The sequence below is a fragment of the Microbulbifer elongatus genome (assembly GCF_021165935.1).
Taxonomy (GTDB): domain Bacteria; phylum Pseudomonadota; class Gammaproteobacteria; order Pseudomonadales; family Cellvibrionaceae; genus Microbulbifer; species Microbulbifer elongatus.
Window position 1 is genome coordinate 2152322 of sequence record NZ_CP088953.1, and the last position, 17485, is coordinate 2169806.

The 17485-nt window shown below is 54.9% G+C and carries 11 protein-coding genes; 6 read left to right on the top strand and 5 right to left on the bottom strand.

Annotation, left to right across the window (positions count from 1 at the left end):
• Positions 1-202: 202 nt before the first annotated feature.
• Together LRR79_RS08855 and rpoS are read left to right on the top strand one after the other, a co-directional pair.
• Positions 203-1036, top strand: coding sequence for a peptidoglycan DD-metalloendopeptidase family protein (locus LRR79_RS08855; protein ID WP_231756865.1), 834 nt, complete (start codon positions 203-205; stop codon positions 1034-1036).
• Positions 1037-1310: 274 nt separating this feature from the next.
• A complete protein-coding gene (gene rpoS / locus LRR79_RS08860) occupies positions 1311-2378 on the top strand; it encodes an RNA polymerase sigma factor RpoS (RefSeq protein ID WP_231756866.1) in 1068 nt (355 codons plus the stop codon).
• Between the two features lie 93 nt (positions 2379-2471).
• Here rpoS and LRR79_RS08865 read toward each other — a convergent pair whose 3' ends face one another.
• The 3 genes from LRR79_RS08865 to LRR79_RS08875 form a co-directional block, all read right to left on the bottom strand.
• Positions 2472-2798 (bottom strand): YdbL family protein, encoded by a 327-nt coding sequence (locus LRR79_RS08865; RefSeq protein WP_231756867.1) that lies wholly within the window; start codon positions 2796-2798, stop codon positions 2472-2474.
• Positions 2799-2866: 68 nt separating this feature from the next.
• Positions 2867-3079 (bottom strand): YnbE family lipoprotein, encoded by a 213-nt coding sequence (locus LRR79_RS08870; RefSeq protein WP_231756868.1) that lies wholly within the window; start codon positions 3077-3079, stop codon positions 2867-2869.
• Positions 3080-3261: 182 nt separating this feature from the next.
• A complete protein-coding gene (locus tag LRR79_RS08875; RefSeq protein ID WP_231756869.1) occupies positions 3262-6417 on the bottom strand; it encodes an intermembrane phospholipid transport protein YdbH family protein in 3156 nt (1051 codons plus the stop codon).
• A 188-nt stretch (positions 6418-6605) separates the two neighbouring features.
• Between LRR79_RS08875 and ggt the strand changes: the two genes are divergently transcribed.
• Both ggt and pepN read left to right on the top strand, forming a co-directional pair.
• Complete coding sequence (gene ggt / locus LRR79_RS08880; RefSeq protein ID WP_231756870.1) at positions 6606-8297, top strand: gamma-glutamyltransferase; 1692 nt, start codon at positions 6606-6608, stop codon at positions 8295-8297.
• A 69-nt stretch (positions 8298-8366) separates the two neighbouring features.
• Positions 8367-11006, top strand: coding sequence for an aminopeptidase N (gene pepN / locus LRR79_RS08885; protein WP_231756871.1), 2640 nt, complete (start codon positions 8367-8369; stop codon positions 11004-11006).
• Between the two features lie 50 nt (positions 11007-11056).
• Here pepN and LRR79_RS08890 read toward each other — a convergent pair whose 3' ends face one another.
• Together LRR79_RS08890 and LRR79_RS08895 are read right to left on the bottom strand one after the other, a co-directional pair.
• On the bottom strand, positions 11057-11644 hold the full coding sequence (locus LRR79_RS08890; RefSeq protein WP_231756872.1) for a histidine phosphatase family protein: 588 nt from the start codon (positions 11642-11644) through the stop codon (positions 11057-11059).
• 45 nt (positions 11645-11689) lie between these two features.
• Complete coding sequence (locus LRR79_RS08895) at positions 11690-13249, bottom strand: carboxylesterase/lipase family protein (protein ID WP_231756873.1); 1560 nt, start codon at positions 13247-13249, stop codon at positions 11690-11692.
• A gap of 639 nt (positions 13250-13888) precedes the next feature.
• Here LRR79_RS08895 and LRR79_RS08900 point away from each other — a divergent pair.
• Together LRR79_RS08900 and LRR79_RS17300 are read left to right on the top strand one after the other, a co-directional pair.
• Complete coding sequence (locus LRR79_RS08900) at positions 13889-15187, top strand: MDR family MFS transporter (protein ID WP_231756874.1); 1299 nt, start codon at positions 13889-13891, stop codon at positions 15185-15187.
• A 460-nt stretch (positions 15188-15647) separates the two neighbouring features.
• Positions 15648-17444, top strand: coding sequence for a BapA/Bap/LapF family prefix-like domain-containing protein (locus LRR79_RS17300; RefSeq protein WP_269455065.1), 1797 nt, complete (start codon positions 15648-15650; stop codon positions 17442-17444).
• Positions 17445-17485: the final 41 nt, after the last annotated feature.

Here is a 17485-nt window from a genome sequence, read left to right on the forward strand (position 1 = left end):
GTCGTACCTCGTAGTTCGGCCGTATATTACAGGGAATTGCAGCTGGACTTCGGGGTCAAAACCCTGAGAAATGGGCAGAGAGCGCCAATTGTTCGGTGATCGGGAAAAAGGCAGATTTAATGCCCGTCAACAGGCGATGAAATAGTGGTTTTCTTTAGACACTTTTTCCATAAATGCCCACCTTTGATGTAAAAAGAGAATAATGAAACGGCGCAATATTCGACATTTCAAAGACCGGTTTTTCGCCTTTGGTAGAGGAATTTTGTGCCTTTGTCCGTTTTTTCGGGGTTCTCGCCTACTCGTGCTTTGCGCGTCGATATTGATGGTATCCTGTACCAGTAACCTGGCTCCCACCACATCGCTCAATCAGCCTCCCAGCCAGAAAATCCAGCACCACACGGTGAGCAAGGGGGAGACTCTTTACTCCATTGCGTGGCGATATGGCAGGGATTTTAAGGAATTAGCGGCGATAAACCGTATTGCCGCACCCTACCGGATCTTCCCCGGGCAACGACTTGCGCTCACGGGGCGTGTGCCAGCACCGGTACGTACACAGCCGGTGAAGCAAGCACGAACACCGAAAAAGGTGACCCGTAAGACCGTGGTTAGCCCGAAAAAAATTCCCGCCAAAGTCGTGAAGAAATCGTCAATTTCGGACAGAAACAATTTTGACATAAAGTGGCATTGGCCGGTGCGGGGACGCATCCTGGCGCGCTACCAGGCCAACAACCCCTTGCGCAAGGGTGTTGATATCGCCGGGAAAAAGGGGGAATCTGTTCAGGCAGCAGCGGACGGCACAGTGATTTACGCCGGAAGCGCACTGAGAGGTTACGGCAAACTTTTGATCATCAAGCACAGCGAGGAATTCCTCAGTGCTTATGCCCACAACGACAAGCTGCTTGTTGGCGAGGGGGCGAAGATCAGAGCGGGGCAACGGATAGCGGAACTGGGTTCGAGTGGTACCGACCGCGATATGCTCCACTTCGAGATTCGCAAGAATGGTCAGCCGGTTGATCCGCTGGTTTATCTACCATGATCGTCCGGACTTGCGTATCCCCTCAGTAGGCGGAGTCAGCTCCCTGTCTTTACGCTGTTGTGTAATAAAAATGGACTTTTATTTATAACCACTTGAGGTAGTCACCGGGATCGGCAGTAACTGCCCTGCAGTGACCTCACTCACCGAGAAGTTGCCAACGAGGGTAGCGACGGTGAGGTGCCGGGAACGGAGGCTGTCGCATCGGACAGCGACCGATTCAGCGATCGCGCGTTGTCATGCGGCTGATACAGGCAAAGTACAAGGAGTTGGGGAAATGGAAGCACAACGTCACGATCACCTGGACATTGGTGCAAGAGCGGAACTATCACCTGAAGCAATGGATCAGGAAGAATCCATTAAGGAAAGTAAAACAAGCCGCAGCCGGAGCAAAACGGCTAAAAAAAGCTCCGAAACAATCTCACCTAAAAAAACAACAACGACAACAGCAAAAAGCGCCTCGCAAAAAACACCCTCCCGAAAGCTCGAAGATTCTCACGGACAGAAGAATCTGGATGCTACCCAGCTATATCTCAATGAAATCGGTTTTTCTCCCCTGCTGACTGCAGAAGAAGAGGTCTACTACGCACGCAAAGCGCTGCGCGGTGACGCGGCTGCGCGCAAGCGCATGATCGAGAGTAACCTGCGATTGGTTGTGAAGATCGCCCGCCGTTATGTCAGCCGTGGCCTGGCACTGCTGGACCTGATTGAAGAGGGCAACCTTGGCTTGATTCGCGCCGTAGAAAAGTTTGACCCCGAGCGCGGATTCCGGTTTTCCACCTACGCGACCTGGTGGATTCGTCAGACCATCGAGCGCGCCATCATGAATCAAACGCGGACCATCCGACTGCCCATTCATGTGGTAAAAGAGCTCAATGTGTACCTGCGCGCATCCCGTGAGTTGGCGCAGAAACTGGATCACGAGCCGACAGCTGAAGAGATCGCCAATCTGCTTGAAAAGCCGGTCGAGGATGTAGAGCGGATGCTCGGCCTGAATGAGCGTGTCACTTCGGTGGATACTCCCATAGGCCCTTCGTCGGAAAAGACCCTGGTGGATACCATCCCGGACCAGCAGGAGTCAGATCCCGCGGAGCTGCTGCAGGACACCGACCTGTTCGACAGCATCAATCGTTGGCTGGGTGAGCTGCCGGACAAACAGTGTGAAGTCGTTTCCCGCCGCTTCGGTCTGCGTGGCTATGAGGCCAGTACCCTTGAGGAAGTGGGGCGTGAAATTGGCCTGACCCGCGAACGTGTCCGTCAGATTCAGGTGGATGCCCTGAAACGCCTGCGCGAAGTGATGGAAAGTCAGGGACTGGATGGCATGTCACTGTTTGCCAATCTGTAATGGCCTGACAAGACGCCTGGACAGCCTCCTGAAAAACCCGCAAACATCCGTTTGCGGGTTTTTTTATTGGGAGGGCTGTGGTGTGGGTAGCGCCTATTTTTGCTTCCAGCGCCCCAGGTTGTCCTGGTAGTACTCGCCTTTGGACAAGCGCGCTTCCAGCTTCTCTGCGGCGCGGGCGGCAACCTGATTGATATCGATATTGTTGCGCTTGGCGATCGCCGCGTATTCCCGCTTGCGCTTATTGTTGACTTCCGCCACGAGCTTTTCTACTTCAGGGGTGCCATCCTGTACGACGGCAATATAACCACTGTTTGCCTCACCCACCAATCCTTTGGATTGTGCCTCTTTCAGTGAGAGTGCACTGGCGGGCAGGGCGATAAGCAGGGTAAGGCCAAGCAGGCCGCTCAACAGTTTTTTCATGGACGGGTATCCGGACATTGTCTCGACTCCTTCTCTCATTCGATGCGGGGGTTTCTTCAGCCGGGGCTTTAGAAAATCCCTTCCTTATCCTCAAACAGGTCATCAAGCTCTTTGTCCACTCGTACGCGGATTTCATGCTCGATCTTTACATTCAGATTGACAGTGATCGGTTCGCTGGGCGCCTGAACCGCCACTGTAGGGGTGCACGCGGCGGTAACCATACCCCCGAACAATAGCACCCCGCATACGGCGAGCCGTTTGAATATTCCTGATTGCTTCACTGATGAACTCCTGTGTCTCTCAGGTTGTTGGTCGCCAGGCCTCTGTGTCGCGATCCGGCCCGAACCGAGTCACCTGGGAGCAGTTGATGATCACTATAGATAGTGTCTGATTAACCGTACCTGAACAGTGTCCCCGCTGGGCAAAGCCGGCGGGGGATGCCTCGGCAGGTCCGACTCTGGTGCTATTGTATCTCCCGCTCAAGTACATCCGTGAGGTCACGGCTCGCCTGGAGCGATCGGAGCATTGAGGGGATGTTGTTCTCCAGGTTCAGATTGATAATCAGATCCCGATTGGCGTCGATGGCCTTGCTGCGCCCGGTAAGCTTCAGGTTCAATGTCAGGCCACCGCTCAGTGGGTAGTCAATGGTGCCATGAATGTCGCGATAATTGTAATCTTCCAGCGCGCCGGCAAGAAGCTTGAGTTGTGGGTTGCTGCCCAGCATGGACGGGGAGAATGCGCCGTAGTAACGCAGCCGTCCCCCCGGAGGGCGCGACTGCACAGTGCCTTTTTCGACCGTGATACCCTGGCGGTCGGTAGTGAGTGGAATGTTGGCGTCGAGTAAGCCACTGGCAGCGAAGTTTGTGGACTCCATTTCACGGGCAAGGGCGCCGATCGCCAGCCCGGTAAACTGGAGTTGCGAGTTTCGCTCCTCGCCTTGGATGTTCCATACCAGGCTGTTGGATGTCAGTGCGCCTTCCAGCAGCTCTGCCGAGAAGTCGCCCAGTGTGAGATCCCCCGTCTCACTCAGCGATAACGCAAAATGGACGTTTTTGATCGCGATGCCTGTATCCACCTGCTCGATGGAAATGGGCGTGGGCTGCGCGGTCGCCCAATGGCCATTGATGGGTTTCAGGGCAACATTTCCGTTGATGCCCACCGCAAAGCTGCTGTTGTACTGTAGCGCCGTATCCTTCAATTGAATATTGAGGTGGTCTCTGTTGACACCGGGCCAGTGGAATTGACCGTCGGCTTTTATTGATCCTTCCACAAGATCGATGGGAAGGCCTTCTATTGCACTGGACAGCGGATGCTTTGGTGAAAATGTGCTTTCCGGGATACGCGCCTGAAGACTGCCCTGAGCGTCTAACAGATTGTGCTCCCAGGTCATGTGCAGAGTCAGTGGTCCGGCAGTAATCGCGTTTGTGCCGGACAATGTCTGGTCGCGGAATGCCAGCTTCCCGTTGACCGACATCGTACTCTCGTATTGGTCAAGGCCCCGAATACTGAGCTTCTCACCGCGAAAAGCGGTTTCGACACTGAATTTCTGTGGCTGCTCGCGCTCACGGGTCAATGACAGGTCGTCCAGGAAGATGAGCCCCTGCAGTCGATTGTCGTCCATTCGCAGAGGGTCCAGGCTTATTGCTATCTGTGGAGCGCTACAACGAGTGCGTCCCTCTCGGAGCGTGCAGCTGGTCTGTTGCGCGAACAGTTCCGGGTTTTGCAGGGAGAGCGCCTCGGCGCTCATCGTGTCTGCGGTGAGATCGAATGCGCTTAATCCAATCTTCAGAGTGTGGTCTTCTGCCGTACTGAGCGCGATTTGCTCCAGCGACAGGTGTGCCCCGGCGACGCTTGCTTTGGCGGCACCCAATGTCAGCTCACCAAGCGTGGCTTCTGCCCGGAGCGAGCAATTCAGCTGGGGAAGCCCGGTGCACTGAATGTCGTTGAACTGGCCGCTCACGACTGCCGGCTCGGCAGCGGACACGAGTAGAGAAGTGGGTTGTGCCAGTACCGATAATGCCGGCAGGGACAGGCTCATGGGGCCGGGCAGTTTGGGTGCGGACAGTTGCACTGGACTGTGACCTGTAGCCTGTATCCAGGCGCTTTTCCATTGAATAGCGTGCAACGGATTTGCATCGGAGGGCGGCGTGTAGTGGAAGGTAATGGCATCGCTTAACGTCACTTCCGCGACGAAATGATCAATTGCGAATTTCTCTTGCTGCGCGAAAAGGCCGTCAATACCGGGTAGATAAAACCCGCCGGTAATGGTCTGTGTACCCTGTGCGTGAGCGATGGGTAGTTCAATGCCGAGGGTCCGCCAGCGTTCGGTATTCCGGAGCCGGAATATTTGGGCAAGGTGTGTACGTCCGGTGAAGCCGACACGGGGAATGTTACCCTCGGTCGCAAAAGTAACATCACTTTCGAACAGCGGCGCAGGACTATGGTTTGACTCCGGCGCCAGGGAAGCGCGAATGCGTGTTTCTCCTGCGATGGACGCAGCCGATAGCGGTACCAGGGAGTGCAGTTCTATATTGACCGGATTGATGGCCGAAAAATACAAGAGAATGGGCATCCCCAGAATGTCATCGGGTAAACGCATCGACAGCCCCTGGGAGCGGATGGACGCGCGGACCTGCGTGAGGTCAGTGGCCTGGGAAGGCTGATTCGGCAGTGAACCCGCGACCTCAAGTGCCAGCTGTCCCTTCACCGAATCCGGGTACTCGAGCCAGGTCTTCAGACGCGTTCCGTGAATGCCGGCTTTATCGAGAAGTTCCGGTAGACGTTCCGCCTCCAACGTCAATTGCGTCGCAATTTGCCACCTGGTCTTCGCGGTATCTGCTGCGGAAGGCTCTCCCCGGGAAAGCCCGGCTTCCAGTTGTGCGATGGGTTGATTGTGCTCAGTGAAACTGAGTGTCAACAGCGCAGAGTCGTTGCTGGTTTCAACGCCGAGATTCAGCGCACACTGAACGCACTGCGAAGCTTGTAGTCTGCCCCTCAGTTGGCCAGCTTCTGGCTGCTCCGCGATAAAGGAAAGGTGTCCCGCCAGTAGGTCCGGCCACCGTATCTCTGTCAGTGTCAGTTTGTGTAGCGGCAGATGACGCAGGCGAGCCAGCAGGTCAGCGATCGAACCCTGCTGGGGTGTCTTTTCGCTGGTTTGATCTCGAGCAGATGAAGATTGTGTGTCTGTCTTAGTGTCGTCACCCGGTGGCACAGGTGCTGGAGCATCTTTGGCACTCGCCCCGGCACTTCCAGCTCTGCCCGGTGAGCCGGGTGCGGGGGCGATAGAAACCCGGGCAATGGAGAGCTCCGACCTGGCCGGTGGGGGATTGGGGCGGGAGATTGTCAGTGTGTGGATGAGTGCGGTCAGCTCCGTAATGCGAATACCATGCAAGTGAATGGTGTACTGATCGTCTGACGTCAGAGTGAGACGTTGAATATCCGCGCGAACGCCCCGGTTGGTGTGCGCCAGGGTAAAACCGTCTAGCCCGGTAACAGACAGGCCGTCCAGCTGACGGCTTATCAGTGCCGGAACCCAGAAATATCGCGTGACCCAGAGACTTGCTGCGAGCAGAGCCAGAGCGGCCGCTGAAATCGCGGCCAATTTAACGATACGGGACACAAGACGCACATATACCTCGGTTGACCGGCCTGTCTAATACGGAGAGACTTGCTCTGAGAATAACGATAGGAACAGTAATTGTGAAACTCGAGATGACAGTTTTTATCTCCCGTCTGGCCCGCAATGGTTCAGCAGCTTCGTTGCAAAGCGGCCGCAGGTATAGAAGTTGGTGCACGGCAACCGCAGCAATGCGTGCCATTGGTGCATTTGTCGCCACGCTGGCGTTCAGCGCCGGTGTATATGGGTATGACCGCGTTAACGGAGAGGGGTTCGCCAGCCGCTCTCCTGTACTGGCTACCCAGGGGATGGCTGCCACCAGCCAGCCGCTCGCGACTCAGGTGGCTCTGGATATCCTCAAACAGGGTGGCAGTGCGGTTGATGCTGCCATTGCTGCCAACGCGGTGCAGGGGCTGATGGAGCCAACCGGTAACGGGATAGGTGGTGACCTGTTTGCCATTGTCTGGAGTGCTGAAGATAAAAAGCTCCACGGTTTGAATGCCAGCGGCCGCTCGCCAAAGCCTCTGCCATTCGAGTATTTTGCCGACAATAATCTGGAGAAAATCCCGTCTCATGGTCCACTGCCGGTGTCCGTGCCCGGTGCAGTGGACGGCTGGTTCGCATTGCACGAGAAATTTGGTCGGTTGCCTATGGAGCAGCTGCTGGCACCGGCAATCCGATACGCGAACGAAGGCTTTCCTGTTACTCAGCTGGTTGCCTACTATTGGAACCGCTCTGTACCGATTCTCGAGAAATTTCCCGGTTTTCGCGATACTTTTATGCCCGGGGGCAAAGCACCGGCTGAGGGAGACCTGTTCCGCAACCCGCGTCTGGCGAAGACTTTACAGAAAATCGCTGACGGTGGCCGTGACGCTTTTTATAAAGGGGATATCGCGCGCGAGATCGACCGCTATATGAAACAGAATGGCGGGTTCCTTTCCTATGAGGATCTGGCCAGCCATACCTCTGATTGGGTCAAGCCAGTATCCACCAACTATCGCGGCTACGATGTGTGGGAATTGCCGCCCAATGGGCAGGGTATTGCCGCTTTGCAGATACTGAATATTCTGGAAGGTTTTGACTTGAAGAAGCTGGGGCGTACCAGTCCGGAATACGTACACCTGTTTGTGGAAGCAAAGAAACTGGCCTTCGAGGATCGTGCGAAATATTACGCGGACCCCGATTTCAATCAGCTGCCAGTGAAGGAACTGATCTCAAAATCCTATGCGGAGAAACGTCGCAAACTCATCAACCCCGACAAAGCTGCCAAGCACTATGATGCGGGAAATGTCGCTTTGCGACATGGCGATACCATCTATCTCACCACCGCCGATCAAGACGGCAATATGGTGTCTTTGATCCAGAGCAACTACCGGGGTATGGGCTCGGGGATGACGCCGGGAGAACTCGGATTTATTTTGCAGGACCGTGGTGAGATGTTCAGCCTCAAGGAAGGCCATTTCAATCAGTATCAACCGGGCAAACGCCCATTTCATACCATCATCCCGGCCTTCGTTACCAGGAATGGGAAGCCCTGGTTGAGCTTTGGTGTCATGGGGGGCGCTACTCAGCCGCAAATGCATGCGCAGATCGTCATCAATATGGTGGACTTCGGCCTCAATGTTCAGGAAGCCGGGGATGCGCCACGTATTCTACACAGCGGCTCCAGTCAGCCCACGGATGAGTTGATGGAGGACGGCGGCTACATCAGTCTGGAGGACGGCTTTCCTATGGAAACCCGGCGCAGACTGGTGCAGATGGGGCACAAGATTCGCTTCGAAAGTGGCCCCTACGGCGGCTATCAGGGCATCCTGAAAGCGGAAAACGGTGTCTATCACGGCGCATCGGAAAGTCGCAAAGATGGGCACGCCGCGGGGTATTGAACCGCGAAGCTTATGGAAGGCGGGCGCCGACTTCTTGGGGCCCACAGGTATTGCAAGAGATTGTTGGAAATGAAAGACACACAGCCACGCACTATTTATCTGAAAGACTACCGGGCGCCTGAGTATCTGGTGGATCGTACCGAACTCACATTCGACCTGGACCCGCACGCCACCCTGGTCAAATCGCGCCTGTCTGTGCGGCGCAATCCAGATGCGAATGGCACTGATACGTTACCGGCACTTTGGCTTGATGGCGTAGACCTTGAGCTTCTGTCCATTGCGATCGACGGTGAGTTACTACCTGCCCATCGCTATACAGAAAAACCAGGGGGGTTATTACTCAATGTGGATAAGTCCGCATTTGTGCTGGAAGTTCAGACACGGATAGCGCCGGAGGCCAACACATCATTGGAGGGGTTGTATCTCTCCAATGGTATGTACTGTACCCAGTGTGAGGCGGAAGGCTTTCGTAAGATTACTTTCTATCCGGACCGCCCGGATGTGATGAGTGTATTTACTACCACCATTGTTGCGCCAGCGAACTACCCGGTACTGCTGTCAAACGGAAATAAAATTGACAGCGGGACCACGGCGGATGGCCGTCTCACCGTGACCTGGGAAGACCCCTTTGCGAAGCCCTCCTATCTGTTTGCCCTGGTCGCCGGGGACCTGCAGTTTGTAGAAGACCGGTTTATCACCTGTAGCGGCCGTGAAGTGACGTTGCAGCTGTATACAGAACCCAAGAATATCGGCAAGTGTGAACATGCGATGACCTCACTGAAGCACTCCATGAAGTGGGATGAAGAGGTATACGGCCGGGAGTACGATCTTGATATCTTCATGATCGTAGCGGTGGATCATTTCAATATGGGGGCCATGGAAAATAAAGGGCTGAATATCTTCAATTCCGCCTGTGTACTGGCAAGCCCGGAAACGGCAACCGATGCTGCTTTCCAGCGTATCGAAGCCATTGTCGCTCACGAATATTTTCACAACTGGTCCGGTAACCGGGTCACCTGTCGTGACTGGTTTCAGCTGAGCCTGAAAGAAGGCTTCACCGTATTCCGCGATGCGGAATTTTCTGCGGACATGAATTCCCGCGCGGTAAAACGTATTGAGGATGTCACTCTGCTACGCACCGCGCAGTTCGCGGAGGACGCTGGGCCCATGGCGCACCCGGTGCGCCCGGACTCCTATATGGAAATTTCCAATTTCTACACTCTTACCGTGTACGAAAAGGGCGCGGAGGTTGTGCGGATGATCCACACGATTCTCGGTGCCGAAGGATTTCGTCGTGGTAGCGATCTTTACTTCGAGCGCCACGACGGCCAAGCCGTTACCTGTGAGGACTTCATCGTGGCCATGGAAGATGCCAATGGTGCGGACCTCCAGCAATTCCGCCGCTGGTACAGTCAGGCTGGGACCCCTGTGCTGGATGTCGAAGATACCTACGACATGGAAACTCAGGAGTACCGTCTGACTATTCGACAGCACACGCCTGATTCGCCGGGGCAGGTAGACAAATTGCCACTGCACATTCCGGTGTCTATCGCTTTACTTGGTAGGAGCGGCAGTGCATTGCCGCTGGATTCCTCCGGTGAAGTGGAGTGTGTTCTACATGTCACGGAACCCTGTCAGGAGTTTGTATTCGGCAATATTCCGGAGCGGCCATTACCCTCACTGTTGCGGGGCTTCTCGGCACCAGTCAAGTTGCGCTACGGCTACGGTGTGGAGCAATTGCTCTTTTTGATGCGTCACGATAGCGATCCGTTTAATCAGTGGGATGCGGGGCAGCGCCTTGCTTTTGATGCGCTTTCCTCGTTGCAGCAAGCTTACCGGAATGGGACAGAGCTGGAACTGCCAGAATCCCTGATCGATGGGCTCTCAGCGGTATTGGAGAATACCCGGCTTGATCCTGCGCTGGTGGCGAAGATGTTGGCACTACCGAGCGCGCAGGAACTGACAGAGCAGGGCGGTGAAATTGATGCCCCTGCGATTATTGCCGCGCGTAACTTTGTACGGGACGGAGTCGCCAAAACACTGAAACCGCAGTTCCGGGCACGCTATGAAGCACTGAATGTCCAAAAACCCTACTGCCCGACGGCCAGTGATATTGCCGAACGGAGTCTGAAAAACACCTGTCTGTCTTACCTGTGCGCCACTGGCGACCAGGAGATGCTGGCCCTGGCGGAGGCCCAGTTGGCCCGCGATGACAACATGACCGATAGTGCCGCGGCACTGGCGGCCCTGGTTGAGTTCGGTCCGGCGGACAAAGCGCAGGCGCACCTGGATGCGTTTTACCGACAATGGCAGCAGGACACACAGGTGGTGGAAACCTGGTTTGGACTGCAGAGTAGCAGTCCCACATTCGGAACTCTGGATCGTGTACGGGCGCTTATGCAACACAGTGCCTTTGAGTTCAAAAACCCGAATAAGGTAAGAGCGGTTATTGGTGGCTTCGCGATGCGGAACTTTGCACAGTTCCATGCGCCGGATGGCAGCGGTTACGCGTTTCTCGCAGAACAGGTGATCGCTCTGGATAAACTGAATCCCCAGATCGCTGCGCGGATCGTGACGCCACTGACTCGGTGGCGCAAGTACCGAGCGGAAGAGTCCACACAGGTTCAGGCGGCACTGAAGACCGTCCGCGAAAGCGGCGAACTGTCACGGGACCTCTACGAGGTCGTTAGTAAAAGTCTTGCGGATTGAGTGAGCATTCCACGGGAGCCGTTTACAGGGCTCCCGCGGGTCACGGCGGGTTAGCGGATCTGATTTCGGTCGGTCCGCTCTCGCCCAAGTGCCTCGATACTGAGCGCACCGCTATCCGGATCCAGATTCAGGCGGGTTTGTGAGGTGTAATCGGCCAGGAACTGGGTGACACGTTCATCCTTGCGTATCGCCGCAACGACTGCGTTGATCACCAAAAAGTGACAGAACACCAGAGTGGTTTTAGCTGCGCTGTCTTTCCCCAGTCCGGACAATGCCCGCATGAGCCCAGTTCGCCACAGGGCTTGCTCTGAGGTCAGGTTGCCCCAGTCACTATCAAGAAATGTCTGAATCCAGTTCCCCCGCTCAGCGAGCGGGATCCCCTGTGGTGAGGGGATCTCGATAAAATCATCTCGCTCAATCAGCGGCTTCCGCCACAGTCGGGATACCGGCATCGCAGTCTGTCGTGCACGGGCCTTTGGGCTGCTGATCAGTCGTACTCCGCTACCATCGGGGTACTGTCGCTGCAGATCCTGCGCTAGTTCCATAGCCTGTTGTCGTCCCAGACCGGTGAGGCCGGGATCACCATCCGTGGGTGACTTGGCTGCCTCACCGTGGCGAATCAGTACGATTTTGTGCAATGTGGGATACTCCGTAGATCAGCGGGAGCCCCGATTTTACGCGCTTTATAGAAAACCGCGTAGTTGGTGATCATCGAGATCTGCCCAAAGGGTCTGTAGAGCCTCCGGGTTGAGCGTTCTATCGGACTGGCTACCAAACTGTTTACTGTGCCCCCTATCATAATCGGGCCAGTCTGTGCCGGGCTCGCCGGATTCCGCGAAATTCAACCAGGCATCCCGCATGGATTCACTAAGGGGGTGGGGCTCGGCTTCCCCACCGTAAAAATGTGCCAGATCCTCTGCGGCGTGTGTGCCAAATACAAAGCCCAGCTCGGCGGCGTGGCAGGCCCCTAACAAGGGCTGTGCGCTCAACGGGTGGGTAAAGTGATAGTGATACCGTTTTCCCTGATGGGCACCGAGTAGCCTCAGTCCAGGAACGGTAAATACCATATCGGTTAACATCAGGTTCCAGGTGCGGCTCCACAGTGGCCATGGATTCTCCGGCATGGACTCCGCGCGCGCGCGGTAGTACTCCAGTAGTGGGGCAATCTTGGCTTCTGGAATGACATGCTGTAAGTGGCCGCGGATTTGCTGGTCGTCCAGGGTAAACGTCTCCGGTCGTGCAGCACTGAAAAGATTCCATTCGTCGCTATTGCTTCCCACCATCATCGCGACATTCGCCGCCGCGGGGTTTTTCAAGGCGTCCACCGGGGCGCTCTGCAGGAACTGTCCATCCTGAACAGGCTTGAATGGCAGGTGCCCCCAGCGCTGATCTGTGCAGGGGGCGTCAATAATGGCCGCTTGTGCCTTCAATAGCTGTGGTACGGTGAGCGTGTGTATGGGCGCTCGGCTGTCACTGTGTAGCGCTTCCAGAAAAGACTCTGCCAACTGGGTTGCGTGTTCCGGTTGATGGTAAACACCCGGATTGCCGCTCTGCACAATTGCTTTATGAAACAGATTGCCGCACAGAGGCTCGCGTTGCTGAGGGCAGGCGGAGAATAGCGAAGCGATGCTCATCGCACCAGCGGACTCGCCAAACAAGGTAATGTTGGCGGGGTCGCCGCCAAACGCGCTGATATTCTCCTGCACCCAGCGCAGTGCCGCCAGTTGATCCATCAGGCCTTCGTTACCTGTGGCTGGCAGGTCGCTAATGTCACATAAGCGCAGAAAGCCGAACACGCCCAACCGGTAATTCAACGTTACCACCAGGGCGCGGCCACTTGCTGCCAGGTACTTGCCGTCGTAAAGCGCCTGACTACCTGAGCCGAGGTAAAAGGAACCACCGTGAATCCACACCATGACTGGCAGCTTTTCCTGTTGGGGGCTCAGGGGTGCGTAGATATTCAGGTAAAGGCAGTCTTCTGATTCCGGTTGCTCTCCGTTGGGACCACGAATTTCAAACAGAGATGATGGGTTTTGTGGCGCAGGCATACCATAGCGAGTTGCCTCCAGTACATCATGCCACGGGGATAGTGGCTGAGGTGCCCGCCAGCGCAGCTCATCTACGGGCGGGCGAGCATAGGGAATCCCCAGAAACTGCTTTACCGAAAGTTGATCGTCCAATTTTCCCCGGATTGCGCCACAGGGCGCTTCTACCAATAGACTGTCGTTTCTCGGGTGCTGCATCAGTGTTGTGTCCTGCGTAGTAGTCATTTCCAGCAACTGGCGATAGTGACGTGGATTCAAGTGTCGGGCAGGTGCTGTCTTAGGTCACTCTCAGTATAGAAGCTGTCATATTTGGGAATTCGGGCACCATTTGTGAAAGAAATGTTTCTGTCGATTCGCCGAAAATTACGGTTGCATCGGTCAACTGTTGAGATATGATTAAAAAGTAACTGTCCTGTTGTCATCGAAACGCTCATAGTGACGATCACCGTTGAGCGGCTTTCAATCAGAGCATTCAATCTATGTTGATCAAATTATTTGGCACTGCCCCTGTACGTCTGCGTCACCTTTTCGTGACTGCAGATAGCGCTGTGTCTGATGATCAGCGAAATGTTCTGGCTTGTCCTGTGGCTCACACTATATCCGCGGGCGCACTACCTACTCTTCTATGCGCCTATTCCGTGGGCACCGGCTTTTCCGTCATGGCGCATGTACGTGCTGCCATTGCGTGTACCGCACGCAAACTGCGTAAGGCCCGTAAATTGTTAACCTGACAGTCAAACTGAATCGTACTGGAGGGTTTTCCCAAGACTCTCCACAGAAAACCCGGAGAGCCTTGGCCTCCGGGTTTTTTTTGCCGCTAATTTGGGAGAAATCGGCATGGACAGGCAGTGGTGGCAATCGCTTTATGGCTTACCGCCTTTGATATGGGTCGTATTGATTGGCAGTTTTTTCGGTCGTGGTACCTACTTTATGGTGTGGCCTTTTCTCGCTGTAATGCTGCATCAAAAGTTCGCACTAGGCCCTGGGGTGATCGGTGCGGTACTCAGTATCTCGGCAATGTGTGCCGCGGTGCTTGGCTTTTATACTGGATCTCTATCTGATCGGTTCGGTCGAAAAATTCTGCTTCTAGCCGGCACCTTTATCAATGTGATCGCCTTCTTCTTACTTGCGGTGGCCGATAGCATTGAGGGGTTCGTGGTGGCAATTACGCTGAGTGCAGTAGGGCGCTCGGTATGGGAACCACCCGCCATGGCGATGTTTGGTGATCTGATTTCCGATACGCGTGTGCGAGAACTGGCGCTGCAGTTTCGCTATTTTCTGATCAATGCGGGGAGTGCCCTGGGGCCAATGATCGGCGTATGGGTGGGAATCAGTGCTCAGCAGACAACATTCAGTATCACAGCACTGAGTTACCTCGGGCTGTTTGTTGCTTTCATGTGGGCCTTTGCGTCTATACGACCAGGATCTGAGACCCCCAAGGGGACGGCTGGCAGTTCAAGCTTTGCCAGTACCGTGCGGGTGCTTGCGCGAGATAAAGTATTTCTGGTGACAATTTCCGCGAATATTCTCGCCTTGTTTATCTATGCTCACATGGACTCGAGCCTGATCCAGTACCTGACAGTCAATGATGCGCCCGGTATCGTGTCGCTCATTTCCAGCATGATTCTGATAAATGCGCTGACCATCGTGTTCTTGCAGTTCCCCTTGTTGCGCTTGATGCGCGATCTGGAGGTTAATCACCGCATTATTTTTGGACTCATGGTGTTGGCGTTGGGGCAGGTTTGGTTTGCATTCAACCCAATCCAATGGTTTTACGGCTGGCTCGGAGCGACATTTCTCATCAGTGTGGCAGAGGCAATTCTGTTTCCAAATATGAGTGTGCAAATAGATCGTATGGCGCCTGCAAATCTTCGAGGTAGCTACTTTGGTGCTACCAGCCTGTATGCATTCGGTTGGTCGAGTGCGCCATTGGTCGGCGGTATTACCATTCAGTATTGGGGCGGGCAGGTGTTATATCTGGCAACCTTCATCTTGTGTCTTGTGGTTATGCTTTTGTACGTGTTTGCGTCCAAAGTTGCTGCGCTTCCTGTAGCGGCTGCACCGATCTCCGATGACGCCGTGACCAGCCACGGGGATGAGTCTGAAGAAAAAGCTCGCGTTCAGTCCGTTTGCTAACCAGCCGTTCCCTGAATGGTTTCAGCCGCCTTTTATCTTAGCCCCCGAACAGGGGGCTTCTTCTTAATGGAAGAGATGCTCGGCAGACTCCTCTATTGGCGTTTCCTGTTCATAGGTGTCTGCAGCTATTTCGATGACAGGAGGGGCCCGGTGGCGTGAAGCCTCTTCTCCTGACGCTCTGAGGAACCGAGCGTCGATGAAGTTCTGATTAATTTGTGAGCAGTGTCAGATTTCGAGGCGGGTATATTGAGATTCTGGCGCCAATATCTTCCTCGCCTGCATATATTCTTTTTTTTAGACGACCGCCCTTAACTTGAAAAATTCGAATAACTCATCCATACCAAAGTATGTGTGATTAAAAATTACACATATTGTGCAGGTGGTGATCGCTTCGGAGGTGTGGCTGTCATCACATTCTTTGGGGTCCATCAGAAAGCGATGGAAAGAAAAGGTATGCAGGATGCAAACCCAGGTAGTCGACAAGTCTAGCGGCGCCTTGAGTTCATTCGAATCCACCCACGTGGTTTTAGATGCACCAGGGTTCGTAAAACTCCAGTTAGCGCAAGATGAAATTCGCGCTTTCTCCAGGGCTGGGGACGATCTGATAGTTCAGCTCGCCTCTGGTGAAATAGTCACAATTGAGAATTTCTATCTCGCAGACGCGACCGATGCTCAAAGTGACCTGTTTTTGGAAGACCCTGATTCGGGTACGGTTCTGCTTGCGCAGAAAGGTGCAGACGGATCTATTTTCTCCATGGCACAGGTGAGCAGTAGCGCGGACCTGGCGGGGGTTGTTCCTCCCACGGGCGAAGTCGTTTGCCCTTGGGTATGGGCGGGGCTTTCGGCATTAGGGATTGCCGCCATCGCTCACGCGGTGGATGATGACAACGATGATAATAATGAGCGCGGAATATTTGAACCTTTCCTGAAGCCGACTCCGTTCGGACCCATCCCTGTGCCTCCCCCCGCCCCTCCTCCTGCACCGGATAGCGACGCAGACGCGGACTCCGATGCAGATGCCGACGCCGATGCGGATGCGGATGCCGATGCGGATGCCGATGCGGATGCGGATGCGGATGCCGATGCCGATGCCGATGCCGACGCAGACGCAGATGCCGATGCGGATGCCGATGCGGATGCGGATGCGGATGCCGATGCCGATGCCGATGCCGATGCCGACGCAGACGCAGATGCCGACGCAGATGCCGACGCAGATGCCGACGCAGACGCAGATGCCGATGCAGACGCAGATGCCGATGCAGACGCAGATGCCGATGCAGACGCAGACGCAGATGCCGATGCAGACGCAGATGCCGATGCAGACGCAGATGCCGATGCAGACGCAGACGCAGACGCAGACGCAGATGCCGATGCTGATGCCGATGCCGATGCTGATGCCGATGCCGATGCCGATGCCGATGCCGATGCCGATGCCGATGCCGATGCCGATGCCGATGCAGACGCCGATGCCGATGCCGACGCAGACGCCGATTCGGATGCCGATGCCGATGCCGATGCCGATGCAGATGCCGACGCTGACGCCGACGCTGACGCCGACGCTGACGCCGACGCTGACGCCGATGCGGATGCTGACGCCGATGCCGACGCTGATGCTGATGCCGATGCGGATGCCGATGCCGATGCCGACTGCGACAAGGAATGTGAAATCAATGTCAATGTCGACGTAGAGCTCGAATGTGACGCTGACGCCGATTCAGATGCAGATGCAGACGCGGATTCAGATAGTGATTTCGAGTATTCGTTTGATTTTGTATACAAGGGAAGTGAGTTCGACGTCGATATTGAGATTGATTTTGACAAGGTGATAAACGAGGAGACTTGCGAGCTAAATTTGGACGTTGATATTGATATCGCGTACTCGCTAGTTGACCAATACGGCAACCCGATTCCATGCCCAGATCCGTTAACGGAAGAGCACATAGAAACTCTGATGGAAGAAAGTATCGAGCTGGGCCTCGAATCGGTACTTGGTATCTATTTTAGGAATGAATGCTGTTGTGAGGACCCGTTTAATACGGCCGTTGAGAGCGGTACACAGGACGTCGCCGCCATTGGTTTAGGGGACTTATTAGTTGATTATTTCGACAGTCACGAAGCATTTGAACCATCACTAGATCTGCTGAGTACCGGTACTCTGTCTAATTTGCCGGACGACTCTTCGTCGGAAGTGGTGGCGATTGAATTTCATGACACTACCGAAAGTCTTTGGCAGCAAGGCGGTGTACACGAGTTCTGACAAAGATTGATCAACATGGCCGACTACTTTGGCGCCACAAG